General features: G+C 61.8%; 18 protein-coding genes. 9 read left to right on the top strand and 9 right to left on the bottom strand.

Going from position 1 to position 24,622, the window contains the following annotated elements; translation table 11 throughout:
- Window position 1 precedes the first annotated feature (1 nt).
- Together BerOc1_RS06440 and BerOc1_RS06435 are read left to right on the top strand one after the other, a co-directional pair.
- On the top strand, window positions 2-1,141 hold the full coding sequence (locus BerOc1_RS06440) for an ABC transporter permease (protein WP_207503296.1): 1,140 nt from the start codon (window positions 2-4) through the stop codon (window positions 1,139-1,141).
- Window positions 1,142-1,145: 4 nt separating this feature from the next.
- Window positions 1,146-2,258 (top strand): ABC transporter permease, encoded by a 1,113-nt coding sequence (locus BerOc1_RS06435; protein WP_071544903.1) that lies wholly within the window; start codon window positions 1,146-1,148, stop codon window positions 2,256-2,258.
- An 88-nt stretch (window positions 2,259-2,346) separates the two neighbouring features.
- On the opposite strand, the gene sppA is transcribed toward BerOc1_RS06435, so the two are convergent.
- The 5 genes from sppA to BerOc1_RS06410 form a co-directional block, all read right to left on the bottom strand.
- Window positions 2,347-3,330 (bottom strand): signal peptide peptidase SppA, encoded by a 984-nt coding sequence (gene sppA / locus BerOc1_RS06430; protein ID WP_071544902.1) that lies wholly within the window; start codon window positions 3,328-3,330, stop codon window positions 2,347-2,349.
- Between the two features lie 120 nt (window positions 3,331-3,450).
- Entirely contained in the window at window positions 3,451-3,975 is a 525-nt protein-coding gene (locus BerOc1_RS06425) for an EF-hand domain-containing protein (RefSeq protein ID WP_071544901.1), read from the bottom strand.
- A 141-nt stretch (window positions 3,976-4,116) separates the two neighbouring features.
- Window positions 4,117-4,848 carry an adenosylcobinamide-GDP ribazoletransferase gene (locus tag BerOc1_RS06420; RefSeq protein WP_207503295.1) on the bottom strand — a complete coding sequence of 244 codons (732 nt, stop codon included), beginning with the start codon at window positions 4,846-4,848 and terminating at the stop codon, window positions 4,117-4,119.
- A gap of 1 nt (window position 4,849) precedes the next feature.
- Window positions 4,850-5,671, bottom strand: coding sequence for an SAM hydrolase/SAM-dependent halogenase family protein (locus BerOc1_RS06415; RefSeq protein WP_071544900.1), 822 nt, complete (start codon window positions 5,669-5,671; stop codon window positions 4,850-4,852).
- Entirely contained in the window at window positions 5,672-6,547 is an 876-nt protein-coding gene (locus tag BerOc1_RS06410) for a YitT family protein (protein ID WP_071544899.1), read from the bottom strand.
- A gap of 145 nt (window positions 6,548-6,692) precedes the next feature.
- On the opposite strand from BerOc1_RS06410, the gene BerOc1_RS06405 reads away from it, so the two are divergent.
- Together BerOc1_RS06405 and BerOc1_RS19410 are read left to right on the top strand one after the other, a co-directional pair.
- Window positions 6,693-7,181 carry a PocR ligand-binding domain-containing protein gene (locus BerOc1_RS06405; RefSeq protein WP_071544898.1) on the top strand — a complete coding sequence of 163 codons (489 nt, stop codon included), beginning with the start codon at window positions 6,693-6,695 and terminating at the stop codon, window positions 7,179-7,181.
- Between the two features lie 143 nt (window positions 7,182-7,324).
- Entirely contained in the window at window positions 7,325-10,069 is a 2,745-nt protein-coding gene (locus BerOc1_RS19410) for an ATP-binding protein (RefSeq protein ID WP_071544897.1), read from the top strand.
- Between the two features lie 143 nt (window positions 10,070-10,212).
- Here BerOc1_RS19410 and BerOc1_RS06395 read toward each other — a convergent pair whose 3' ends face one another.
- Together BerOc1_RS06395 and cfa are read right to left on the bottom strand one after the other, a co-directional pair.
- Window positions 10,213-12,540, bottom strand: a complete 2,328-nt coding sequence (locus BerOc1_RS06395) for an SIR2 family protein (RefSeq protein ID WP_084641178.1) — start codon at window positions 12,538-12,540, stop codon at window positions 10,213-10,215.
- 173 nt (window positions 12,541-12,713) lie between these two features.
- On the bottom strand, window positions 12,714-13,868 hold the full coding sequence (gene cfa, locus BerOc1_RS06390) for a cyclopropane fatty acyl phospholipid synthase (RefSeq protein WP_071544895.1): 1,155 nt from the start codon (window positions 13,866-13,868) through the stop codon (window positions 12,714-12,716).
- Between the two features lie 397 nt (window positions 13,869-14,265).
- Between cfa and lepA the strand changes: the two genes are divergently transcribed.
- Both lepA and lepB read left to right on the top strand, forming a co-directional pair.
- Complete coding sequence (gene lepA, locus BerOc1_RS06385; protein WP_071547032.1) at window positions 14,266-16,071, top strand: translation elongation factor 4; 1,806 nt, start codon at window positions 14,266-14,268, stop codon at window positions 16,069-16,071.
- A gap of 24 nt (window positions 16,072-16,095) precedes the next feature.
- The gene (gene lepB / locus BerOc1_RS06380) at window positions 16,096-16,716 is read left to right on the top strand and encodes a signal peptidase I (protein WP_071544894.1); all 621 of its coding nucleotides are present in this window, start codon (window positions 16,096-16,098) and stop codon (window positions 16,714-16,716) included.
- A gap of 234 nt (window positions 16,717-16,950) precedes the next feature.
- Here the strand turns inward: lepB and BerOc1_RS06375 are convergent, their stop codons facing one another.
- Together BerOc1_RS06375 and BerOc1_RS06365 are read right to left on the bottom strand one after the other, a co-directional pair.
- Window positions 16,951-18,879, bottom strand: coding sequence for an ATP-binding protein (locus tag BerOc1_RS06375; protein WP_071544893.1), 1,929 nt, complete (start codon window positions 18,877-18,879; stop codon window positions 16,951-16,953).
- Window positions 18,880-19,493: 614 nt separating this feature from the next.
- Window positions 19,494-20,306, bottom strand: coding sequence for a YkgJ family cysteine cluster protein (locus BerOc1_RS06365; RefSeq protein ID WP_071544891.1), 813 nt, complete (start codon window positions 20,304-20,306; stop codon window positions 19,494-19,496).
- A 197-nt stretch (window positions 20,307-20,503) separates the two neighbouring features.
- Between BerOc1_RS06365 and BerOc1_RS06360 the strand changes: the two genes are divergently transcribed.
- The 3 genes from BerOc1_RS06360 (at window position 20,504) to BerOc1_RS06350 (ending at window position 24,550) form a co-directional block, all read left to right on the top strand.
- Window positions 20,504-21,283 (top strand): LytR/AlgR family response regulator transcription factor, encoded by a 780-nt coding sequence (locus tag BerOc1_RS06360; protein ID WP_071544890.1) that lies wholly within the window; start codon window positions 20,504-20,506, stop codon window positions 21,281-21,283.
- 9 nt (window positions 21,284-21,292) lie between these two features.
- Window positions 21,293-22,993, top strand: coding sequence for a LytS/YhcK type 5TM receptor domain-containing protein (locus BerOc1_RS06355; RefSeq protein WP_071544889.1), 1,701 nt, complete (start codon window positions 21,293-21,295; stop codon window positions 22,991-22,993).
- Between the two features lie 135 nt (window positions 22,994-23,128).
- Entirely contained in the window at window positions 23,129-24,550 is a 1,422-nt protein-coding gene (locus BerOc1_RS06350) for a carbon starvation CstA family protein (protein ID WP_071544888.1), read from the top strand.
- Window positions 24,551-24,622 lie beyond the last annotated feature (72 nt).

Raw genomic sequence — 24,622 nt, 5'->3', positions numbered from 1 at the left:
CGTGCGCGACAGACTCGACTTCAACCGCCTGCGCGCCCTGCTGGTCAAGGAATGGCTCCAGATCGTCCGCGACCCCTCGAGCATCGCCCTGGCCTTCGTCATTCCCATCGTCATGCTCCTGCTCTTCGGCTACGGCATCAGCCTGGACCCCAAGAAGCTGCCCGTGGCCTTTGTCATGGACAAGCCCGACCCAACGGCCTCGACCCTGCTGGCCCGCTTCCGCCACTCGGAGTATTTCGGCCCGGTGCCCACGACCTCCTGGGCCGAGGCCGAGCGGATGCTCCTGGACCGGCAGGTGGACGCGGTCATCCGTCTGCAGTCGGATTTCACCCGCCGCCTGATGACCGGCGGCCAGGCCCCGGTTCAACTGGTGGTCAACGGGGTGGACTCCAACCGGGCCCTGCAGATTCTCGGCTATGTGACCATGACTTGGAACCGCTGGCTGGCCACGGTCTCGCAGACCCTGCCCGGGGCCAGGGGGATGACCCGGGTCGGCCTGGTGGACCTCGACCAGCGCATCTGGTTCAACGAGGCCATCCGCAGCGAGAATTTCCTGGTGCCCGGGCTGATGGCCATCATCATGACCCTGATCGGCACGCTGCTGACCGCCATGGTCATGGCCAGGGAGTGGGAGCGGGGGACCATGGAGGCCTTGCTGGTCACCCCGGTCAGCCGGCTGGAGATCGTCCTGGGCAAGCTGATCCCCTATTTCATGCTCGGCATGGGCGGCGTGATCCTGTGCATCGTCATGGCCGTGTTCCTGTTCAACGTCCCGTTCCGGGGTTCCCTGGCCCTACTCCTGTCGCTTGGCGGCGTGTTCATGGTCGGCACCCTGGGGCTCGGGCTGTTCATCTCGTCCACGGCCAAGAACCAGTTCGTGGCCGGGCAGATCGCCCTGCTGGCCGCCTTTCTGCCGTCGTTTTTCCTGTCCGGGTTCATCTTCGAGCTGTCCAGCACCCCGCTGTTCATCCAGGTGCTCGCCTACGTCGTTCCGGCCAATTATTTCGTCAACATCGTCCAGACGCTGTTTCTGGCGGGCGACGTGGCCTCGGTCCTGCTGCCCAACCTCGCGGGCATGACCGTCCTGGCCCTGGTGTTCATGACCCTGGCCTTCCGCAAGACCCGCAAGAGCCTGGAGTGAGCCCATGGAAAGCGTCCGCCGCATCATCGCCCTGATCATCAAGGAGTTTTTGACCCTGCTCAAGGACCCCAAGAGCCGCACCGTGGTCATCGGCCCGCCGATCATCCAGCTGATCCTGTTCGGCTACGCGGCCACCTTCGATCTGACCGACATCCCCTACGCCTTCGAGGACCTGAGCCGGTCGATCGAGTCCAGGGAATTCCTGGCCGGGGTGTCCGGGTCCCCGTACTTCCACCTGGTGGGCGAGGTCCGGGGCGAGCCCGTCATCCGGGAGATGATCGACAGCCGGAGGGTGCGCTTCGTCCTGCGCATCGGCCGGAATTTCGCCAAGGACCTCAAGGCGGGCCGCGGCGCCCCGGTCCAGGTGCTGCTGGACGGGCGCAACTCCAACACCGCCGGGATCATCGGCAACTACCTGAGCAACGTGGTCGGCCAATACAACACCCTGCGCCTGACGCGGGCGGGCCGGGCCAGCCCGTCCCTCCTGGTTTCGCGCATCTACTACAACGAAAACGCGCTGAGCCGGCAATTCTTCGTGCCCGGCATCGTCGGGGTCATCGCCATGGTGGTGACCCTGCTGGTGACCGCCCTGTCTGTGGCCCGCGAGCGCGAGCACGGGACCTTCGACCAGTTGCTGGTCACCCCCCTGTCGCCCATGGGCATCCTCGTCGGCAAGGCCGCGCCGGGGTTGGTCATCGGCCTGCTGGAGTCCACGCTGATCATGCTGGCCGCGGTCTTCTGGTTCGAGGTTCCCCTGCGCGGCAACCTGGGGCTGCTCTACCTGGGGCTGTTCTTTTTCATCTTCGCGGCGGTGGGCGTGGGGCTGATGGTCTCGTCCCTGTCCGTGACCATGCAGCAGGCCCTGCTCGGCTCCTTCCTGTTCCTGATGCCGTCCGTGCTCCTGTCCGGTTTCGCCACGCCCATCGCCAACATGACCGAGGTGGTCCAGTGGATTACCCTGGTCAACCCATTGCGCTACGTCCTGGTCCTGATCCGGGGCGTGTTCATCGAAAACTCCCCGACCTACGTGCTGCTCATGCAGGTCTGGCCCCTGGCCCTGATCGGGCTGGCCTGCATGGCCCTGGCCGTGGTCATGTTCCGCAACCGCATCTATTGATCCCGCCGCGGCCGATCGGCAACGCGGCGAAAAGGCCCCGGCTCCATGCGGAGCCGGGGCCTTCGTGTGCAATCGGGGCCGGGAAACGCTAACGCGTGACCCCGCCTTCCCAGACGTAGCAGAAGCCCGCGCGGGGAGGCAGGATGAAGCTCGCGTCCACGCCGAGCAGGCTCGGCTTGAACGGCTCGGCGGCGTCCATGGTGTTGTACGGGTTGTCGTCCGGGTACAGGTCGCGGCGGTAGGTGACCACCGTGCAGTCCGGGGCCAGCCCGGCCAGGGAGCGGGCCTTGGCGAAGGCGTCCTGGACATAGCCGATCTGGTCGACGAGGCCGATGGTCAAAGCCTGGTTCGCGGTGAAGACCCGCGCCGTCTTGACGGTTTCCAGGTTGGCCGGGGTCAGGTGGCGGTGGGCCTGGACCAGGGAATAGAAGCGCGCGGCCATGTCGTCTATGATGCCCTGGAACAAGGCTTTTTCCTCTTCGGTGGTGGGCCTGAACGGCGAGCCCATGTCCTTGTCGCGGCCGGACTTGGAGACCTCCACGCCCACGCCGACCTTGTCCATCAGGCCGTTCAGTTTGGGCCGCATGAAGACCACGCCCACCGATCCGGTGATGGTCGTGGGGTGGGCCACGATCCAGTCGGCGGGCAGGGCCGCGTAGTACCCGCCCGAGGCGGCCACGTCGAACATGGCCACGACCACGGGCTTGCCCGTGCGTTTCTTGAAGTCGGTCAGTTCGTGGTAGAGCACGTCCGAGGCGGTGGCGGTCCCGCCGGGCGAGTCGATGGCCACTACAACGGCCCCGACCTCGTCGTCGGCCTCGGCCAGCTTGAGGTTGTTGACCATCTCCTGCACGGCGCTGGGCTGGGAGCGGAGCATGCCCTGGGCCGGTTCGGTGGACAAAAAGCCGCGCAGGTGGATGAGCGCGATCTTGCCCTTGTCCGTGCCGTCGACCACGTACTCCTTGAGGGGCTCGGTGGCCGGGGAGGCGAAAATCTTGATTTTGGGGGCGCAGCCCGGCAGCAGGAACAGGGCGAGCAGCAGGGCGGATATGAACGGGAGTCGTTTGTGCATGAGATCCTCCGGGATGTCGGTTTATGACCGGCATCCTACCGGGGCAGGGGGGGGCTTGCCAAGAAAAGATCGGCCCCGGCACGCATCTCCCTCCTCCCTGAGAGAGACGGTGTCGGGCGGCTAGGACCCGGTCCCGGCCTTGTAGGCCTGGCTGGCCAGCCGCTGGTTCAGGGCCGGGGAGCCCCCGTCCATGCCGTCGAACAGGGCCTGGAGGCTCTGGTCGCCCTGTCGGAAGGCCTGCATCAGCTCGTCCAGGGTGACCACACCGTCCTCGTTGAGGTCGTACTGGTCGTAGTCCTCTTCCGAGGACTCGTCACTGCTTGATCCGGATTGCTGGGCCGAGCCCGAGGCCCCGCCCATGGCCATGCCCTGCGTGCCGGTCGGCGTTTCGGCCGTGCGCGCCTGGGCGTCGGCGCTCAGTTCCTCGGCCGAGATGAAGCCGTCGCCGTCCGCGTCGATCTCGTCGAAGCGGTCCTGGTCCAGGGGCGTTTCGGACAGGTTCAGGAGGCCGTCCCCGTCCTGGTCGTCCTTTTCCACGATGGACGCGGCCATCTCGTCCGGGTCCGGCCGCTCCTGGCGCCGGGCCTGCATCATTTCGGCCAGTCCGAAGGACGAGCCCGAACCGTTCACTGCGGAAATGCTCATGCCGTACTCCTTGGTTGAAGGTTGAGGGGGCAAGAATTGCCCAAGGCAACTCAACCGGGGGGACAGCAAGGCGCGGGCCAGCGACGGCGCGCATTGTGTTAAGAAATATTAAGTTTCATTCACGGGCCGGTCGACGACGGGCTATACGACCAGGGCGAAGCCCAGCCCGGCGGCCAGCTCGCCCAGGATCACGGCGCAGCCCAGAAAGTCGCCGTTGGCCCCGCCGACGCGCTCCGCCAGCCGGTACAGGCCGTACAGGACCAGGGTGACGATGACCGTGGCGGCCAGGGTGGCGGGCAGGCCGGCCATGATCCATCCGGCCGCGAAGGTGAACAGGGCGGCGGCCAGGGCCACGCCCAGGCTGGCCCCGTCGATGTACAGCTTGCCCAGGCCCGGGCGGACCAGATGGCGCACGTGGTAGGCGAGCCAGACCGCGGCCGCCCGGCCCAGAACGAACGCCCAGGCGGCGGCCCAGTACTCGCCGCGCGCGAGCATGGCGTGGAACAGGACCACCTGCCCGGCCAGGGCCATGACCAACCCCATGGCCCCGAAGGCGCCGGTGCGGCTGTCCTTGACCACCTCCCAGAAGCGCACGGGGTCGGTGTGGGTGGTCACCGCGTCGCAGACGTCGGCCAGGCCGTCCATGTGCAGGCCGCGCGTCAGATAGATGGACGCCGCGACCATGAGCCAGGCCTGGACCCACGGGGAGCCGGAGAACAGGCCGAGCCAAAGCGGCAGGACGATGAGCAGGCCGAGGACCAGCCCGGCCGGGGGCATCCAGCGGATGCACCGGTTCATGGCCGATTCCGGGATGACCCGCGCCGGGGCCAGGCGGGTCAGGAAACCGAGGGTATCGAAGAAGTCGCGCAGCACGTCATGCCTCCCAGGCCAGTTCCACGGTGTCGCCCATGGACAGGCCGAATCGTTTCGCGGCGGACCGCTGGTTCACTGCCAGTTCCAGGAATCCCTGGCTGCCTTCGAGCAGGCCGGGCTCGCCCTCGGGCATGTCCGCGTACTTGACCGCGTAGGCCAGGGGGCCGCCGGCCGGGGATTCCATGCGCAATCCGCGCGGCGTGCCCAGGCAGCCCGCCTCCAGGTTGAGCACGCAGTTGCCGAAGCGGTCGATGTGGACCACGTGCCCGCGCGCCCGGCCGAGCGCTATCTCGGGACAGGACCAGGTCCGCGTGACCAGGTCCGAGGGATCGATCTCCCGGCCCACACCCTCGGGCCTGCCGCCCAGGGCGAGCCATGCGGCCAGCGGGGCGAACACGTCCCGGCCGTGGAAGGTGTGCGAGACCTTCTTGGGCGCGTCCATGGCCTTGGACAGGTCGTAGGCGCGCACCTCGGACCAGGCGCGGTTCAGGGCCAGGGTGAGGAGCCCGTTGTCCGGGGCCACCAGCAGCCGGTTGCCGATCTCCAGGCAGGCGATGCGCCGGTCCGTGCCCACGCCCGGGTCGACCACGGCCAGGATGACCGCGTCGCCCGGAAAATGCTCGTAGCTGGCGGCCAGGAAGAACCCGGCCTGGGCCACGTTGAACGGGGCCACGTGGTGGGAGATGTCCACCACCGGGCAGTTGGGCGCCTTGCGGGCCAGGACCGCCCTGACCTGGCCCACGTAGGGGTCGGTCAGGCCGAAGTCGGTGATCAGTCCGATGGTCCGGGGCGGCGGCGTCTCCTTCTTTTCTGCCTTGAACATCTAATAGACCTTCCTCGACGAGAACCCCTGGCCCTGGACGTGGAAGCCCGAGCCCATGATGAGAAACGCGTCCGGGTCGATGGTGTAGACCAGCTCCTCCAGCTCCTTGAGCTGCATGGACGAGATCATGGTCATGACCACCTTGCGCGGCTGGCCCGAGTATCCGCCCGTGCCCTCCAGGATGGTCACGCCCCGGTCCAGGTCGGTCAGGATGGCCGCGTTGACCGCCGCGTGGTGGTCCGAGACGATCATGACCATCTTGCGTTCGGAGAACATGCCGAGCACGTACTCGATGCCGAAGGCGATGACGAAGGTCATGGCGATGGAGTAGAGGACGATGTTCATGTCCAGGTAGACGAAACCGGCCACGAAGCCGAGCATGTTGAACCAGAACTCGAAGGAGCCCATGGACATGTTGAATTTTTCCTTGCAGATCACGGCCAGGATGTCCGACCCGCCCGTGGAGCCGAGCGAGCGCAGGGCGATGCCCACGCCCGCGCCCATGATCCCGCCGCCGGTGATGACCGCCAGCCAGATGTCCTTCATGTGCAGGGCGTAGGGGATGGCGTCGATGAACACGGACGAGATGACCATGCCGTAGAGCGAATAGAAGAAGAACCGTTTGCTGACGAAGACCCAGCCGAGGACGAACACGGGCAGGTTCAGGGCGAAGTACCACTGGCCCGTGGTCAGCCCGCCGAAGGCGTAGTAGCACAAGAGCGCGATGCCGGACATGCCGCCGGTGAGCAGGCCGTGGGGCACGGCGATGGCCTTGACCGAGAAGGCGATGAGAAAGGAGCCCAGGGTGAGCAGGGCGAGGTTCCACGGCACCCCGAAGGTCATGCCGCGCAGCGTGTCTTTGAACGTGTTGGTCATTGTCGATCTCCGCCACATGTTCTAACGGGTTTCAGCCGGGCTGGAAACCAAAATCCGTCCGCCGCATCCCTTGCGCGGGGGCGCGATTCCCGATAAACCGGATGGGGTTTTCCACCCAGAACACCACCCTCGGGAAGGACTTCGCATGACGCTCAAGGATTTGATTTCGGAAGAGGACCTGGCCGCCCTGCAACAGGAGCTGCACGACCGTTTCGGCCTGAACGCGGACATCATGGACGGTGAGGGCCACCGGCTGCTCGGCAACACCTGGGGCAACGACCTGTGCCGGGCCATCCGCAACGACGAGAAGGGGTTCGGGGCCATCTGCGCCACGGCCGGGCAGATGTTCACCCAGCTGCTCAAGAAGGGCGAGCCGTTCGTCGAATACTGCGACGCGGGCATGGTTCGCGTCAGCGTGCCCGTGAAGGTCAAGGGCGAGGTCGTGGGCGCGGTGGGCGGCTGCGGCCTGGTGCCCGCCGACGAGGAGGTGGACGGGTTCACCATCGGCATGATGAGCGGCCTGGACGAGGCGGCCATCGCCGAGCGGATCAGGACCGTGCACGCGGCGGACGAGGCGCGCCTGGCCGAGATTCAGGCGTTCATCACCAAACGGCTGGAGGCGCTGCTGCCCTAGCCGGGGCCCGGAAGTCGTTTCCCAGGCCGCCTCCAGGGCGGCTTTTTTTGTCCGGAAGGCGGTGCGGGCGGAAAAGTAATAATTGCCCGACATGACGGCCTGCGGGTAAGGGAATAGCATCCGGCGGCAACAGGTGGGGGTTGATGATGCTGAAGGTGAATGAGCGGGTTTTCCCGGGCGTCGCGTCCGCGGCCATCCGTGCCGTGCTGGCGGCGCTTTTCGTCCTCTGCCTCGCGGCGCCCGCCCGTGCCGCACGGGGCGTGGCTTCGGCCTGGGCGGCGCAGGCCTGGGCCGGTCCGCAGGTCCTGTTGATCAGTTCCTACCACCCCGGCTTTCCGACATTCTTCCGCCAGATCGAGGGCATCGAGTCGGTTCTCGAACCGGCGGGCGTGGACCTGGACGTGGAGTACATGGATTCCAAGCGGTTCAACTCGCCCGAGGACGTCCGCGACTTCCGCCACATGCTCGCCGACAAGCTGGCCCGGCTGCCCCGCTACGATCTCATCCTGACCGCCGACGACAACGCCCTGCGCTTCGCCCTGGACAACCGCGGGATCCTGTTTCCGGATACCCCGGTGGTATTCTTCGGGGTCAACGACCAGCCTCTGGCCCATTCCATGAATGACGACGACCGCGTCACCGGAGTCATCGAGGCGGTCTCCATGGAGGAAACCCTGCGGGCCGCCTTCACGCTCCAGCCCGGTCTGCGGACCGTGTACGCCCTGGTGGACGGAACCACCAGCGCAAGGGCGGACCTGCTGACCTACCTGTCCATGCGGTCCGCGTTCCCGGACCGGAACCTGGCCGTGCTCTCCCTGACCGACCTGACCTGGGCCGGGCTGGCCGAGCGGACCCGCGCCCTGGGCCCGGCGGACGCCATCCTTCTGCTCTCGGCCTACCGGGACGCAGCGGGCGCGACCGTGTCCTTCGACGAAGGGCTCAAGCGCATCCTGACCAACACGCGGGTCCCGGTCTACGATCTGTGGGAGCACGGCCTGAACCTGGGCGCCATCGGCGGCAAGATCATCTCCCACTTCGAGCAGGGCCGCATGGCCGCGCGCATGGGGCTGGCCATCCTCGGCGGCACGCCGGTCCGCCACCTGCCGGTGATCGAGGGCAACGAGGCCAACCGGTACATCTTCGACTACCGCGTGCTCGCGCGGTTCGGCATCGATCCGGACGCTCTGCCCGAGGGCAGCCGGGTCCTGAATTCCCCGGATTCCCTGTGGAGCGCACACACGGTGGAGCTCTCCCTGGCCGCGGGCGCGATGGTCGCCATGACCGTGCTGGTCCTTTTGCTCCTGGCCTACGTGTCGCGCCTGCGCCGGGCCCGCATCGGCCTGCGCGAGAGCGAGGAGCGGCTGCAGATGTCCCTGGAGGCCACCAGCGACGGCCTGTGGGACTGGTGCATGGACCCGGAAAAGGTCTATTTCAGCCCCGGCTACTTCACCATGCTCGGCTATGAGGTCGATGCCTTCCCGCACGCCGTCGCATCCTGGCTTGAACTGCTTCATCCCGACGACAGGGAGGCGGCCCGCGACGTGGTGACCGCCCACGCGGAGTCCGGCCGGGAGTTCCGCACCGAGTTCCGGCTGCGCAACGCGAGCGGGGGCTGGACCTGGGTCATGGCCCGGGGCAAGACCATCGACTGGACCCGGGACGGCCGCCCCCGGCGCGTGGTCGGCACGCACACGGACATCACCGACCGCAAGCGGTTCGAGGAGCGGCTGGTTCAGGCCAAGGAGGCGGCCGAGGCGGCCAACCGGGTCAAGGACGAGTTCATCGCCAACATCAGCCACGAGGTGCGCACCCCGCTCAACGGGGTCATGGGCATGCTCCAGCTGTTGCAGACCGCGGGCCTGAACGCCGAGCAGCGGGAGCTCGTGGACACGGCCCTGCATTCCTCGCGCAACCTGTTGCGCGTGCTCAACGACCTCCTGGACTTCAGCAAGATCCAGGCGGGCAAGCTGGACATCCGCGAGGCCCCCTTCGACCTGACCGGGCTGGTGGCCGAAAGCCTCGATTTCTTCAAGCTCCAGGCGGTCGACAAGGACCTGAAGCTCACGGCGGACATCGATCCCTCGGCCCGGAAAAACTACCTGGGCGACGCCGGGCGCATCCGCCAGATCCTCTTCAACCTGGTGGGCAACGCGGTCAAGTTCACGGACAAGGGGGCCATCACCGTGGAGGTCTGCGAGCTGTGGCATCCCGAGCCCGGCCGCAAGCGGCTGCTCGTCACCGTGCGCGACACCGGCATCGGCATCGCCGAAAAGGACCTGTCGCGCATCTTCGCTCCGTTCTCGCAGGTGGACGGCTCCCTGACCCGGGCCTACCAGGGCACGGGGCTGGGCCTGCCCATCGTCAGCAAGCTGGTCCGGCTCATGGGCGGCAACTGCGAGGTGGACAGCGAGCCGGGCAAGGGCACGGCCATCCGCTTCTTCCTGTCCGTGGGGGACGCCGGTGGGGCCGAGGCCGAGAACGCGTCCGCCCCGGGGCCGGACGCCGACCGCCCCCTGCGCCTGCTCCTGGTGGAGGACGAGCGCGTCAACCGGGTCATGGCCCGCCGCCTGCTGGAGCGCATGGGCCACACCGTGGCCGAGGCCGAAAACGGCCGGGACTGCCTGACCCGGCTGCGCGACCACCCCTTCGACGCCGTGCTCATGGACGTCCAGATGCCCTTTCTCAACGGCCTGGACGCCACCCGCGCCATCCGCACGGCCCCGGAACTCGCCCACGTCTCGACCATCCCCGTCATCGGCCTCTCGGCCCACGCCGCCCGCCACGACCGCACCCGCGCCCTGGAGGCGGGCATGAACGAGTATTTGGTCAAGCCGTTTGAGAAGTCGGACTTGGAGCGGGCGTTGCGGAAAGTGGTGAAAGCCAGCTGAAATAACAATAAATAACTATGGTTAGGGTGCGTTGTTATTTCAAATTCATCATAGGCAACCTGTCTGGAACCTAGCTAGGAGCATTCGTAAAAAAAGGTCAGGCTTGAAGTGTTGCTTTTTCTCATGGAATAGCAAATGCTAAATTATGTTCGAGTCATCCGGACTGAATAAAGGCGATAAAGCCTACTTATTCCTCTGTGCCAAGGCTGTGCCTTATGTTCCCTTTGCAGCCATTCGTAAGCTTTTTTCATGTACTCTTGTGATTGCTCGTCGCCATATTTATCATTATATTTAAGAGCAAAATCAGCAAAAGTGAGTGCATGATAAACTTTTCTTTTGTCACTTAGGTAGCATTCAGATAAAATTTCCATGCTTTGATTTAGAGTTGATCTAACTGTTTTTGAGTCATCGTCAATATTGATGTTTGCTTTAAATAGTATGACGGCATGTGTGTTTCTAATGGAAAAAATTTTATTTTTGCTAAGTACTAAAGCATCGTCAATCCATGAAAATGATTCTTTGAATTTATTTTTATTAGATAGGTATAGTGCGCCCTGCTGTAAAACAAATGGTGATTCATCTCTAGAATTGATGTTAATGTAGAAATCTCTTCCTTCGATCCAGTTGTTAAAGGCTCGTGAAATGAGATTGGCATCATATGCTCGCCTTTTAAAAATATCATACCTGCAAATCCTGTATGGCGTGACCTCTGTGTGAAATCGCGTGATTACGGATTTTAGGTCGTTGGAGCTGATTATAGCAAGTATCGTATTGGAAAATATAGAAGACCTGGGGATGAAGTGATCTTGCTCGCCATCTCTGAGCTGGTATTCGCCAGAAAAGTCAATAACAAGGGACCCGATTGAGTCTAGTAGTGAGTATACCTCTTGGTATCCTGTAACGTAATCTCTTAAAAATGAGTACGCCATATCGAAGGAAACGGGGGTCCGACATGAATGAACATAGCAGCACATAACGAGTAGGTCGTGCAACTTTTTTTGAGAGGATAGATCCTTTAGCATGTTGGAAAATCTCTCTCTAACAACAGGGAAGATAGTGTTGCTTTCAACTACTTCAAAAATTGATGGGTCAACTCCATCTTCGACACGAGGTAATTTATACTGGTCCATCCTAACATTATCTGGAATATTATTATAGATAGCCTGCATGTCGAATTCGTTAAGTGGGGTTGCATTAATTATTTTAAATTGTCGTTGATCAATTCTATGTGATACGATGTCAAAGTTGTAGTCTCTGTCAGCAGCTACTAATTGGATGTTGCGCGCTTTAGAGAAGATATCAATCGCGTTCATGTCGTCTGAAAAATTGTCTATAAATATTAAAGCAGGTGCACCGTTTAGCTTTCTTAATACAAGCTTTGCCTTTTCTTCTGATATGGAATCATAAAAAAGTTTTTTGCAGTTTGTTTGAAATGAACTAGCAACTTGCATGAGAAGTGTGGTTTTCCCACTAACAGGTATTCCCAAAATTATAACGTTTCTTTTTGCTATAATATTGTCAACTATGGTGTCGTAGTGCTTTGTCTTACAAATTTTACCTGAAAAAATATCTGCCCATAGTGGTGCAGCTCCAAGGTAAAATTCTTTAATTGGGCGGACGGGAACTTCATCTGGGTGCGGGATTTCTTCTTTAAAAACTATATCGGTGGCTCCAATGGCCAATTCAGGCGAATCTTTAATATCAATTTCCTGAAGAAATTCAAAAAAATTCTCCAAATCTCCTTTAATCACTTTAAAGCCCAATGCTTCAAAATACAGTTCTTCTTGGTCGAACTCATCACTGTCTTGTAACAGAATCCACCTATCTTTAAGTTCTCTACCCCTTACGGTCTCAGGAGTTAAGGCTTCAAGTACGCCAGCATCGTTCATTCCATAACCAATAAACAATGTTGGATGCCGTTGCAGTGCTTCTGTAAAGAAATGCCATTTATCACGATCAGTGCTAAAGTCTGATGCAAGATCAAATGGGTTAAAAACTAATTTTGAGTCCCTTGTGATTGAGCCATGAAGTGGTATATAATCAATAGCATTTTTATCTGAAATGCTAGGCCCCTGAATCGTCACGTCGTTGATATAGTGTTTTGTGTCGTCTTCAAAAAGTTTGTTTATAAGATTGTCAATATTTGTCGTGAAAATTCTCTTTATTGTAACCTTTTTAATTAACTCATATCTTGTGTCTATGGTACTTACATCAAATCTTCTTCTCAAAAATTTAATTAAGGCGGCCCTATTTGATGATTCTAATATCTTGCAAACACGACTTAAATCCATTCCTTCTAATTTTTTTTGATTAAAATGTACAAGAAGCTCTTCGCAAAGAGGTTTCCCTGTTGGTAGAGGAGTTCCGTTGCCATCTTTTGCATATATTGAGAAGCCAGAACCTAAAAAAAGATTAATTCCCATTTGTAGGTGCTGCTTCAAGATGTTAACATTTACAGTTTTGATATTCATCTGAGTTCCTTTGATAAATTTTAAATTTATTGGTATTCTGTTTTTTTATTTGTGCAACCTGTTTTGGGGATTTGCGCTCAAGTGATACTGGATTATAGCGCACTGCGAACATCGAAATATTTTAGAACGAACTGATTTGAACGTGTGCGCCAGTTGTTTTTTGGGTCCTACTCCTACCCCCACCGGCACTCCGGCTGCTGCCGCCCGATGGGCGAGAACACGAACTGCCACAGTTGGATGTCCCTGGCCCGGAAGGCTCCGGCGCAGGATTGCAGGTAGTACTCCCACATGCGCTTGAAGCGGTCGCCGTACTTGTCGCGAAGGCTCGGCCAGGCGTGGCGGAAGTTGCGCAGCCAGCTCATCAGGGTGCGGTCGTAGTAGGGGCCGAAGTTGTGCAGGTCCTCCATGACGAAGTGCTTTTCAGCGGCCTTGGAGACCTCGGCGATGGACGGGAGGCAGCCGTTGGGAAAGATGTAGGTGGCGATCCACGGGTCCAGGCCCGGGCCCGAGGTGTTGCTGCCGATGGTGTGTAGCAGGAACAGGCCATCCGGCTTCAGGCAGCGGTCCACGGTGCGCATGAAGGCCGGGTAGTTCTTGGGGCCCACGTGCTCGAACATGCCCACGGACACGATCTTGTCGAAGGTCTCGTCCAGGCGCCGGTAGTCCGTTTCGCGGATTTCCACCGGGAGGCCCGCGCAGAACCGGCGCCCGAAGGCGATCTGCTGTTTGGAGATGTTCACGCCCACCACGGAGCAGCCGCGCTCCTCGGCCATGAATTTGGCCAGCCCGCCCCAGCCGCAGCCGATGTCCAGGACCCGGTCGCCGGGCTCAAGCTCCAGCTTGTCGCAGATCAGCCGCATCTTGGCCTCCTGCGCCCGTTCCAGGTCGCGGGAGACCTCCTCGTCGGTCTGGTCTTCGGGGCAGCCGTTCATGCCCTTGTAATAGGCGCAGCTGTACTGCAGGTGGGGGTCCAGGAACCCCTGGAACAGGTCGTTGCCCAGGTCGTAGTGGCGCTGGGCCACGATCCTGGCCCGCGACAGGCTTTGCAGGTTGCAGACCAGGGCGGGCAGCGCCTTGACGATCAGCCGCCAGGAGTCCCGCACCCGGTTTTCCGCGCCGGTCTTGAGCACGCGGCAGATGAACTCGTCCACCCGCTCGCAGTTCCACCAGCCGCGCATGTATCCCTCACCCAGGCCCAGGTTCTTCCTGAGCAGGATGTCATGAAAAAGTCGTTCGTCCTGGACCCGGATATCCCATGGGTCGTTTCCGTTCACGGCCACGCCGGCCTCGGCCAGCAGGTCGGATAAAATAGCTCTGCTTGCAGACATCTTGAAGACTCCTTGCACATGATGCCCGGAGCCTTGCCTCCCACGCCCCGGGCATGGTTTTTACGTTTATGAATTACGTACCACTTCGCCCGACCTGGAACAAGAGACGGTGTCTGGAAAAGACGAATACTCTTCAAGATGCCTGAAAAGACACAATACTTGTGGTTTCCGTTCCGGCCGGTCCGGGGCAATCCGGAGGGGTGGGGCGGTCGGCGGAGCCGCCGCTGCCCGATCCGGGCGGGGAGCGTGCGCGGCGTGCGCCCGGCTTTGCGGCCCCTGCCGGCGGGCCATATATATTGGACAGGCGGTGGCAAATGCCTTACAAGACCATTCCGGCGCCCGGTGGACGGGGTCTTGTCCCTTGCCCGGCGGAAAATTCCCATTACGAATGGAAATCATGAGCAAGATCGATAAAATACGCAATTTCAGCATCATCGCCCACATCGACCACGGCAAGTCGACCCTGGCCGATCGCATTCTCGAGCTCACCGGCATGGTCGGCGACCGCGAGAAAAAGGACCAGTACCTGGACAAGATGGAGCTGGAGCGTGAGCGCGGCATCACCATCAAGGCGCAGACCGTGCGCATCCCGTACACCGACCACGACGGGTCGAAATACATCCTCAACCTGATCGACACGCCGGGCCACGTGGACTTCTCCTATGAGGTCTCGCGCTCCCTGGCCGCCTGCGAGGGCGCGCTCCTGGTGGTGGACTCCACCCAGGGGGTCGAGGCCCAGACCCTGGCCAACGTGTATCTGGCCCTGGACAACGACCTCGAGGTCATCCCGGTGCTGAACAAGATCGACCTGCCCAGCGCCGATCCCGAGCGCATAAGCCGCGAGATCGAGGAGGTCATCGGCCTGGACTGCTCCAACCCGATCATGGTCTCGGCCAAGACCGGGCTGAACGTGCAGGAGGTCCTGGACGCGGTCATCCACCTGCTGCCGCCGCCCAAGGGCGACCCGGACGCGCCGCTCAAGGCGCTCATCTTCGACTCCTGGTACGACTCCTACCAGGGCGTGGTGGTCCTCTTCCGGATCATCGACGGCACCCTGAAAAAGGGCAACCGGATCAGGATATTCTCGAGCGGCAAGGCCTTCGAGGTCACCCGGCTGGGCGCGTTCATGCCCGAGGCCAAGGACATCAAGGAAATGGGCCCGGGCGAGGTCGGCTTTTTGTGCGCCTCCATGAAGGAACTCGGCGACGCGCCCGTGGGCGACACCATCACCCTGGCCGACAATCCGGTGGCCGTGCCGTACCCCGGCTTCAAGCCGGTCAAGCCCATGGTCTTCTCCGGCCTGTACCCGGTGGAGCCCGCCGAATACGAGACCCTCAAGCAGGCGCTCGAAAAGCTCCAGCTCAACGACGCGGCCTTCACCTACGAGCCCGAGACCTCCCAGGCGCTGGGCTTCGGCTTCCGCTGCGGCTTCCTGGGCCTGCTGCACATCGAGATCATCCAGGAACGCCTCGAGCGCGAGTTCGAGGCCCGGCTGATCACCACGGCCCCGTCGGTCATCTACAAGGTCACCACCGTGACCGGCGAGGACCTGATCATCGACAACCCGTCCAAGCTGCCGGACCCGACCCGCATCAAGGCGATCCGCGAGCCGTTCGTGCGCCTGGAGGTGCACGTGCCCAACGAGTACGTGGGCGCGGTCCTGGCCCTGTGCGAGGAGAAGCGGGGCATCCAGAAGAACATCGCCTACATCACCTCCACGCGCGTGGTCATCACCTACGAGATTCCGTTCGCCGAGGTCATGTACGACTTCTTCGACAAGCTGAAATCCTCCACCAAGGGGTACGCCTCCCTCGACTACGAGGTCATCGACTACCGCGAGGCGGACCTGGTCCGGCTGGACATCCTGATCAACGGCGACCCCGTGGACGCCTTCTCCTGCATCGTGCACCGCGAGAACTCCGCCCGCATCGGCCGCTCGCTCGCGCTCAAGCTCAAGCGCAGCATCCCGCGCCAGATGTTCGAGGTGGTCATCCAGGCCGCCATCGGCAACAAGATCGTTGCCAAGGAACGCAACGCCCCCTTCCGCAAGGACGTCACCGCCAAGTGCTACGGCGGCGACATCACCCGGAAGCGCAAGTTGTTGGAAAAGCAGAAAGAGGGAAAGAAGCGCATGCGCCGCATGGGCAACGTGGAAATCCCCCAGGAAGCGTTCCTGTCCGTACTGAAAGCCGACGAGGATTAGTCGGCCCTGCCAACAAGGAATCCCATGACTCAAAGCTCTCTCAAATCGTTTCGTGATACATTGGAAGCCATCGTGGTGGCCCTGCTCCTGGCCTTCGTCATCCGCGCCTTCATCGTCCAGGCCTTCAAGATCCCGTCCGGGTCCATGCTCGAGACGCTTCAGATCGGCGACCATCTGCTGGTCTCCAAGTTCGCCTACGACGTGCGCCTGCCGTCCGACATCTGGCTCGACACCACGGACGGCAAGGTCCTGATGAAGACCGGCGACCCGCAGCGCGGCGATATCGTCGTCTTCCTGTTCCCGGAGGACGAGTCCAAGGACTTCATCAAGCGTGTCATCGGCCTGCCGGGCGAAACCCTGGAGGTGCGCGACAAAGTGGTCTACATCAACGGCCAGCCCCTGGACGAGCCGTATGTGATGCACACCAAGGCCGACACCCTGCCCGTGCGCGACAACTTCGGCCCGGTGGTCGTCCCCGAGGGCGAGTACTTCGTCATGGGCGACAACCGCGAGGGCTCCTACGACTCCCGCTGGTGGGGCCCGGTCAAGCGCTCCAAGATCGTGGGCAAGGCCCTGGTCATCTACTGGTCCTGGGGCTCGCTTACAGATATCCGCTTCAACCGCATCGGCACGTTGCTGAACTAGCCGACTGTGAAGTGTGAATTCCAAAGCTGATCGCTACTGGCCACATCGATAATCCCGACAGGCTGGCCATGGAAACAAGAACTCCCCGCATCCTGAGTTTTTCTCAGGATGCGGGGAGTTCTTCATTGGTGTTAATTCCATAACCATGCGCAACGGTAACAGCAATGCGGGCTAATGCCGTATTGTACAATGCCACCTGAAACGGCATGCCCGCACCCGACGAATCGAGCCTGGCTATGATTTCAAGAGAATGGAATATTTTCGCAATGTTTCCAGCAGGGAGTCATTGTCGACGGGCTTGGGGATATAGTCATCCATTCCGGCCTCGTTGAAGCTCTTCCTGTCCGAGTCCATGGCGTAGGCTGTCATGGCGATGATAGGTATGCTGCGGCACCATTCTCCGGCCTCGCCGTTGCGGATGGCCCTGGTTGACTCCAGGCCGTTCATGACCGGCATCTGGATGTCCATGACCACGAGGTCGAAGTGGTCGCCTTTCAGGATGTCGAGAGCTTCCCGGCCATCTCTGGCGCAGGTAACGTGACAGCCGCTCTTGCTCAATATCCGTTCGGCCACCATTCTGCTGACCTGGTCGTCTTCGGCCAGGAGGATCGCCATGTCGTAATAGTGCTGGGTCTCCTCAGGCCGCGTGCCGGGAATTGCGGCCATGTCGCCCGGGACGAGGTCGAACGTCAGGCTGCAGTATATCTCCGTGCCTTGGCCCAATTGGCTGCTGACCGATATGGAACCGCCAATGGCATCCACCAACCGGGAACAGATGGCCAAACCGAGCCCGGCCCCCTGGTAATTTCGCGTGTATCCTTCGGACGCCTGGGCAAAGGGGGAGAAGATGTGCGTGATTTTGTCGTCCGGTATGCCTTCTCCGGTGTCGCCGACCACGAAAAGCAGTCTGCATTGGCCCGGAGGAGAGTGTTTCAGGTTGTGGATTGTCAACCGGACGTGGCCTTCGGGTGTAAATTTTATGGCATTCCCGACCAGATTGGTGAGAAGCTGTTGGAGGCGGGTCGGGTCGCTCATGACGCGTTGTGGTACATCCGGGTCCACGGATAAAACGAGGTCGATGCCTGTCTGTTTGGCTGCGACTGTGAACAGATTCCGGATGGAGTCGACCAAGGAGGCAATCTCCACCGGTTCATGGCGGAACGCGAGAACCCCTTTTTCTATCATGGAAAGGTCGAGGATGTCCGAGAGCAGGAATGTCAGCCTTTGGCTTGATTGGAGGGCCGCATCCACATATTCCGATTGCTCCGCGGTTAAGGGTGTCGACTTGAAAAGCTGCAGCATCCCCATGATGCCGTTGAGCGGCGTCCGGATTTCGTGGCTCATGTTCGCAAGGAAGACGGACTTGGCCGAGTTGGCCGATTCCGCATTCGTCTTGGCTGTTTCAAGGTTGCGGGTAAGGATGTCCCGTTCCCGGAGGTTCCGGGCGAGGAGCGAGGAGCCGAAAAGGACGAGGCAGACGCCGAAAAACCAGAGCCCGGAAACGACAAGGCCCGACTTGAATTTGAGGTCGGCCTGAGCCGCGAGGAAGGGGGCCATGGGAACGCTTACGCTCACGCCGCCTCGGACATCGCCGACTTTATAGCCTTGGTGGGCATGGCACTTGAGGCATCCTCGGGTTACTTCCATGGGCTGCATCAGGCGGGCAAATCGTTCCCCGCCTTTATTCTGGATCGCATAGACTTCATCAGCGCCGTTTTCGAACTTGAGGAGAGCCGCTCTTTCCCACGCGTCCGGGGCATTCTCCGGGCGCAACGGGTTGAGACTCGTGATATGCCCTTGGGCGCCGTAAAGGGAACCGAAGGACTCATTGAGTTGCCTGACCATGTAAGCCGGATTCATGAGGGTCAGTTCCCGGCCGGAAGGCGTGGAGATGTCTCGCTCTTTCACCTGCGAAAGGTATTTGTTGGGGGGCGTCTTCTCCGTTATGGGAACATAAACGCCTCCGTGCATGGTGGCCCAGAAGCGGAAGGATTGATCTTTGTTGAAGGCCTCCTGCGCCTTGGTGTGGACCTGCGCCAAAGTGGAGTCTTCGAGGAGATGAAAAGTGTAGACGACAAAAAAGATACTGATACATGTCCAGCAGACAAGAATGAGAAAGGTCCATCGTTTGACCGGCAGAGTAAGTTCATTAAGCGGAGGCATGCCCCTCGTCACTTAATTAATGGTAATAAATACAGCGAGATGGCTTAAAACTCCATATTTTATAAAAATAACAGCATATGTTGCAGCTTCTGTCTAGGCGTTTAGATGGGAAAATGCCTACTTTGCAACGGACCGCAGTTTTCGGAAGCCATGCAGCCACATCGGAGGTCGCTGCTTTTATTCTCCGCGGATCATGGTCGGGAGCATCTTGAATCTTTGCTCTGCCTGAAGCGCATGGAGGATGTTCGCGGGCATGATGGTCATCCCGCCTTTGTCGGCAGCGTGGAATTCCCCGCCAATGGATATCCTGGCTTGGCCGTCCAGGATGTGAACGACAGCATCAAACGGGACGGTGTGTTCGCTCAGGCCTTGCCCCTCGTCAAAGGCGAAAGGAGTGATTGTTCCCGTGTCCTTGTTCAGCAGGGTCTGGCTTGCGGCGGAGTCGCCGGCATTCGTGATTGATTCCTCAACAGGGAAAGAGACGCCGATCTTCTTGTCCTTACTCCTGGTACTTCCTGTATGGCTTATACGTTTGCCGTACGCTGTGGGCCAGCTTTCAGGAGGAGGTCTCTTTACGTTCGCGATATCTTTTCCGCTGCGGGGCTACGGGCCGGTCACCAACTGGTCTTGCGCCCGAAGAACGGCTTGCCGTCCAGCCAGTCGGCGGAGCGGTCCATGACCCCCTTTTCCGGGTCGTCCGAAAGGAGCAGGGCCGTGGCGCGGGCCATGAGCAGGTAGCCCGCCTCCAGGCCGAGGGAGCTTGCGCCGCGCAGCAGGCCGGTCTGGATGCCATCCGCGATCTCCCGCACGATGGGGTGGTTCTCGATGGGGGTCAGGGCATCCTCGGACAGGTTGCTGAGCAGGCACATCCGCTCGTCCACCGAGTTCCAGCCCCGGCAGGCCAGGGGGCGGGCAGGGTAGACCGAGCAGCCGCCGTCCTCCAGGAACAGGCAGGGCAGCCGGTGGCGGATCATGCCGATTTCCTGCCAGCTCTTGCCCTTGAGCCCGTCGGCCAGGGCCTGCGCCCGGTCCGCCAGGCCGCGCAGCCGCTCCGGGGAGCGCGTCCCCAGCAGGTGCAGCCCCAGGAACAGGGCCTCGGGTTCGGTCAGGGCGACCTGGTTGTAGCAGCAGTGGATGCAGCCGCGCTTGCAGGCCAGCGGCGGGTCCGGCTGGAGCTCGTCCAGCAGGGCGTCGCACGCGGCATAGGCCTCCCGCACGGCGTCGTGCAGCGCCTTGAACGGGTGGTCGGTCTCTCCCTGCGGGCGCAGGGCCGCCTGGAACGCCTCCGCGCGTTCTTGCGAGAGACGGTCGGCCAGGGCCTCCCGCTGCGCCGACGGGGACGCCAGGGGCAGTGCGAGGTTGTTGCGGGCCGGACGCCGGGGCGAACGCTTTGCCTTGCCGATCTTGGAACGGGAACGGGCGACCATGGATCACCTCTGGAATGGTCGATGGGTTGCGGAGGGCTTCCCTCCATAACCTCCTTCGGGCCGGAGGGGCCGGGTTGTCAAGACATAGTTGGGGCGGGGCGATTTATCCCGGTACGGCCTTCCACGGAGAAGCGGGCTTGCCAACCGGCCGTTCATGCCTTACTTCGTCCTTGCGTGCCCCGTACGCGGGAATGATTATGAACAACATCATACGGACCATATTGGTGGACGACGAGCCCCCGGCCCAGGACGAGCTGCACTACCTGCTCTCGTCCCACGGCGACATCGACGTGGTCGGCACGGCGGGCAATGCGGCGGACGCGGTCAAGGCCATCGCGGCCAAACGGCCGGACCTGGTCTTCCTGGACATTCAGATGCCGGGCAAGGACGGGTTCTCCGTGCTCCAGGAGGTCATGGCCATGGAGAGCCAGCCCCTGGTCGTCTTTGTCACCGCCTTCGACGAATACGCCATCCGCGCCTTCGAGCAGAACGCGGTGGACTACCTGCTCAAGCCCGTGGACCCCAGGCGGCTGGCCGACAGCCTGGACCGGGTGCGCAGGCGGCTGGCCGCCAGCGAGAACCGGGAGTCGAGCGAGGTCCTGCGCAAGCTGCTGGCGGGCGCGGGCATCAAACCGGGCGTGACGCGCATCAGCGTGGAGCACTCGGGCCGCAACATCCTGCTGAGCCCCCAGGAAATTGTCTACTTCGACTGCGTGAACCGCCGGATTCATGCCAAAACACGTGAAGCCCTCTACCCATGCGCCAGCGACGTGACCCTGGACCGTCTCGAAGAGCGCCTGGAGGGATTTCCCTTTTTCCGGGCCAACCGCTCCCAGCTGGTCAACCTGGCGCTGGTGCGGACCTACGCCCCCTGGTTCAACGGCAAATACGTGCTGACCATGCGCGACGAGGCCGAGACCGAGATCACGGTCAGCAAGGCCCGGGTGCGCCCGTTCAAGGACGCCATGGAGTTGTAGGAGGGCGTGATGAATACGTATGAAATCATCCTGACCCTGGCCGAGCGGTTCGGCCTCATGGTGGGCGTGGTCTTCCTGTTCATGACCATCATGCCCGTGCGGCGTCTGCATTTCACCCGGGAAAGCTCGCGGCCGCGAACGGTCCTGGTGACCATTCTCTTCGGCATCCTCGGCATTCTCGGCACCTACACCGGCAACGCGGTCTTCGACTCGGTGGCCAACCTGCGCGCCATGGTGGTCATCTCCGGCGGCCTGTTCGGCGGACCGGTGGTCGGCATCGGGGCCGGGCTCATCGCCGGGGTGCACCGCATCGCCTTCGACCTGCACGGCTTCAGCGCCTACCCCTGCGGCATCGCCACGGCCGCCGAGGGCTTTGTCGCGGGCATGATCGCCTGGAAATACGGCGACAAGGCCATGAACTGGCGGGTGGCCGCGACCCTGGCCCTGGTGGGCGAGAACATGCACATGGGGCTGCTCCTGCTCCTGTCCAAGCCGTTTCCCGAGGCCTGGGAACTGGTCAAGCTCATCGCCCCGCCCATGGTCCTGGTCAACGCCTTCGGCGCGGCCCTGTTCGTGGAGGTCATCAATCTGTTTTCCCGCGACCGGGAACGGCGCGAGTCCCTGCACGCCCAGATCATCCTGGACATCGCCAACATGGCGGTCAGCTACCTGCGCCTGGGGCTGTCGCTGGAGACCGCCGCGGCCACGGCCGAGATCATCTACGCCCGGGTGGGCGTGGCCGCCGTGGCCATGACCGACACCCACAACGTGCTCGCCCACGTCGGCGCGGGCGACGACCACCATCTGGCCGGGCGCGAAATCCGCACCGACGCCACCCGTGAAGTCATCCGCACGGGCAGGCCCACCTTTCTGCACAGCGCCGACGCCATCGGCTGCAACCAGGCCGACTGCCCCATGACCTCGGCCATCATCGTGCCCCTGAAGAAGAACGACGAGATCGTGGGCACGCTCAAGTTCTACGGCAGCCGCGAACGGCCGCTGAACACCACCCTGTTCGAGGTGGCCAACGGGTTGGCCAATCTCTTTTCCACCCAAGTGGAGCTGGAGGACATCCAGATCAAGGAGCAGATGCTGGCCCACGCGGAGATCCGCCGCCTGCACGCCCAGATCAACCCGCATTTCCTGTTCAACTCCCTGAACACCATCGCCTCGTTCTGCCGGACCAACTCCGAGCGCGCCCGCGAACTGCTCATGGACCTGTCCCTGTACATGCGCCGCAACCTGGACCTGAGCCGGGGGTTCATTCCCTTGAGCGAGGAACTGGAGCAGGTCCGCTCCTACCTGGCCATCGAGCAGGCCCGCTTCGGCGCCCGCATCCAGGTGGAATCCGAAGTCGAGGCCGGGTGCGAGAACTGGCCCATCCCGCCGCTGACCATCCAGCCCCTGGTGGAGAACGCCATCCGCCACGGCGTGCTCGGCCGCGAGCAGGGCGGCACGGTCCGGCTCTCCGCCCGGCGCGAGAACGGCTGCCTCGAGGTCCGGGTGGCTGACGACGGCGTGGGTATGGACCGGGAGACCCTCGACCGCGTCCTGAACACGGAGTGCGCCGACTCCGTGACCGGCGGCATCGGCATGCGCAACTGCTTAAGCCGCATGGAACACATTTACGGTCGCCAATACGCCCCCAGCGTGGACAGCACCCCGGGCCTGGGCACGACCATCGTGCTCCATGTGCCGGGTCGTGCCTGACCGCTCAATCAACCGATCCGGTTCTTCGGGCCGGAAAAAAGTCGGTTCGGACGAAAACCGTCGCACTCCCGTCACGAAACCTCCTATAGATGAGTCGCCGCCCGGCGGCGTAACATTCATCGGAGGTTGTGAAACATGCTATTTTTCTTCGGCTGCATAGCCCTTCTCATCGCGGGATATTTCATCTACGGCACGTTCGTGGACCGTATCTTCGGTTCGGATGAGAACCGCGTCACCCCGGCCGTCGCCATGGCCGACGGCATCGACTACATGGTCATGCCCAAGTGGAAGCTCATCTTCATCCAGGTGCTCGACATCGCGGGCATCGGCCCCATCTTCGGCCCCATCCTGGGCGCCCTGTACGGTCCGGTGGCCATGATCTGGATCGTCATCGGCTGTATTTTCGGCGGCGCGGTGCACGACTACTTCTCCGGCATGCTCTCGGTGCGCAACAACGGCGCGTCCATTCCCGAGGTGGTCGGCGAATACCTCGGCATGCCCGCGCGCCAGGTCATGCGCCTGTTCTCGTTCGTCCTGCTCATGCTCGTGGGCGTGGTCTTCGTGCTCTCCCCGGCCAAGCTCCTGAACGGCCTGACCGGCATCAACACCGGCCTGCTGGTGGCCTGCATCTTCGGCTACTACTTCCTGGCCACCATCCTGCCCATCGACAAGATCATCGGGCGCATCTACCCGCTGCTCGGCTTTCTGCTCCTGGCCATGACCACGGCCCTGTTCATCGCGCTGATGTTCTCCAGCCACCAGGTGCTGCCCGACCTGAGCTTCAGCAACATGCACCCCGGTGAAAAGCCCATCTGGCCGCTGCTCTTCATCACCATCTCGTGCAGCGCCATCTCCGGCTTCCACTCCACCCAGTCCCCGCTCATGGCCCGCTGTGTCGAGAATGAGCGCCAGGGCCGCGCCGTGTTCTACGGCTCCATGATCATCGAAGGAATCATCGGCCTGATCTGGTGCGCGCTGGGCGTGTCCTTCTACGACAACCCGCAGGCCCTGTCCGCGGTCATCGCCGCCGGCTCCCCGTCCGCGGTCGTGGCCGAGGTCTCCAACTCCCTGCTCGGCTCCATCGGCGGCGGCCTGGCCATCCTGGCCGTCATCGTCCTGCCGATCACCAGCGGCGACACCGCGTTCCGGTCCACCCGCCTGATCGTGGCCGAGACCTTCAAGATGAAGCAGGAGGCGGTCAGCAAGCGGTTGATCATCTCCGTGCCGCTGTTCGTCATCGGTTTCATCATCTCCACCCAGAACTTCTCGACCATCTGGCGGTACTTCGGCTTCTCCAACCAGTGCCTGAGCGCCCTGGTCCTGTGGGCGTCCGCCGCCTACCTGGCCCAGCGCGGCAAGCTGCACTGGATCGCCACCCTGCCCGCCGTGTTCATGACCGCGGTCTGCGTGACCTTCATCGCCAACGCCAAGATCGGCTTCGGCCTGGGATACGACACCTCCGTAATCATCGGCCTCATCGGTGCGGCGGTCGTGTTCGCCATCTTCCTGTTCAAGTACGTCTTCTCCGGAAAGACCGCTGTGGAAACCTCCGCCTAGCCAGCCGCAACGGGCTCGACAGGCATTGCAATAAGAAGAGGCCCGCTCCGAAAGGAGCGGGCCTCTTCGCGC

It is taken from the genome of Pseudodesulfovibrio hydrargyri (assembly GCF_001874525.1).
GTDB classification, from domain to species: domain Bacteria; phylum Desulfobacterota; class Desulfovibrionia; order Desulfovibrionales; family Desulfovibrionaceae; genus Pseudodesulfovibrio; species Pseudodesulfovibrio hydrargyri.
Note: the sequence above shows the minus strand (reverse complement) of the source record. Positions and strands in the feature narration are given on the sequence as shown.

Bases quoted from the DNA above. Each gene is read 5' to 3' on its own strand.
- BerOc1_RS06435 (WP_071544903.1), top strand. From the start codon at position 1,146: ATGGAAAGCGTCCGCCGCATCATCGCCCTGATCATCAAGGAGTTTTTG.
- lepA (WP_071547032.1), top strand. From the start codon at position 14,266: ATGAGCAAGATCGATAAAATACGCAATTTCAGCATCATCGCCCACATC.
- BerOc1_RS06360 (WP_071544890.1), top strand. From the start codon at position 20,504: ATGAACAACATCATACGGACCATATTGGTGGACGACGAGCCCCCGGCC.
- cfa (WP_071544895.1), bottom strand. From the start codon at position 13,868: ATGTCTGCAAGCAGAGCTATTTTATCCGACCTGCTGGCCGAGGCCGGC.
- BerOc1_RS06425 (WP_071544901.1), bottom strand. From the start codon at position 3,975: ATGAGCATTTCCGCAGTGAACGGTTCGGGCTCGTCCTTCGGACTGGCC.
- BerOc1_RS06395 (WP_084641178.1), bottom strand. From the start codon at position 12,540: ATGAATATCAAAACTGTAAATGTTAACATCTTGAAGCAGCACCTACAA.
- BerOc1_RS19410 (WP_071544897.1), top strand. From the start codon at position 7,325: ATGATGCTGAAGGTGAATGAGCGGGTTTTCCCGGGCGTCGCGTCCGCG.
- BerOc1_RS06415 (WP_071544900.1), bottom strand. From the start codon at position 5,671: ATGTTCAAGGCAGAAAAGAAGGAGACGCCGCCGCCCCGGACCATCGGA.
- BerOc1_RS06365 (WP_071544891.1), bottom strand. From the start codon at position 20,306: ATGGTCGCCCGTTCCCGTTCCAAGATCGGCAAGGCAAAGCGTTCGCCC.
- BerOc1_RS06355 (WP_071544889.1), top strand. From the start codon at position 21,293: ATGAATACGTATGAAATCATCCTGACCCTGGCCGAGCGGTTCGGCCTC.
- BerOc1_RS06405 (WP_071544898.1), top strand. From the start codon at position 6,693: ATGACGCTCAAGGATTTGATTTCGGAAGAGGACCTGGCCGCCCTGCAA.
- BerOc1_RS06410 (WP_071544899.1), bottom strand. From the start codon at position 6,547: ATGACCAACACGTTCAAAGACACGCTGCGCGGCATGACCTTCGGGGTG.
- BerOc1_RS06375 (WP_071544893.1), bottom strand. From the start codon at position 18,879: ATGCCTCCGCTTAATGAACTTACTCTGCCGGTCAAACGATGGACCTTT.
- BerOc1_RS06350 (WP_071544888.1), top strand. From the start codon at position 23,129: ATGCTATTTTTCTTCGGCTGCATAGCCCTTCTCATCGCGGGATATTTC.
- lepB (WP_071544894.1), top strand. From the start codon at position 16,096: ATGACTCAAAGCTCTCTCAAATCGTTTCGTGATACATTGGAAGCCATC.
- sppA (WP_071544902.1), bottom strand. From the start codon at position 3,330: ATGCACAAACGACTCCCGTTCATATCCGCCCTGCTGCTCGCCCTGTTC.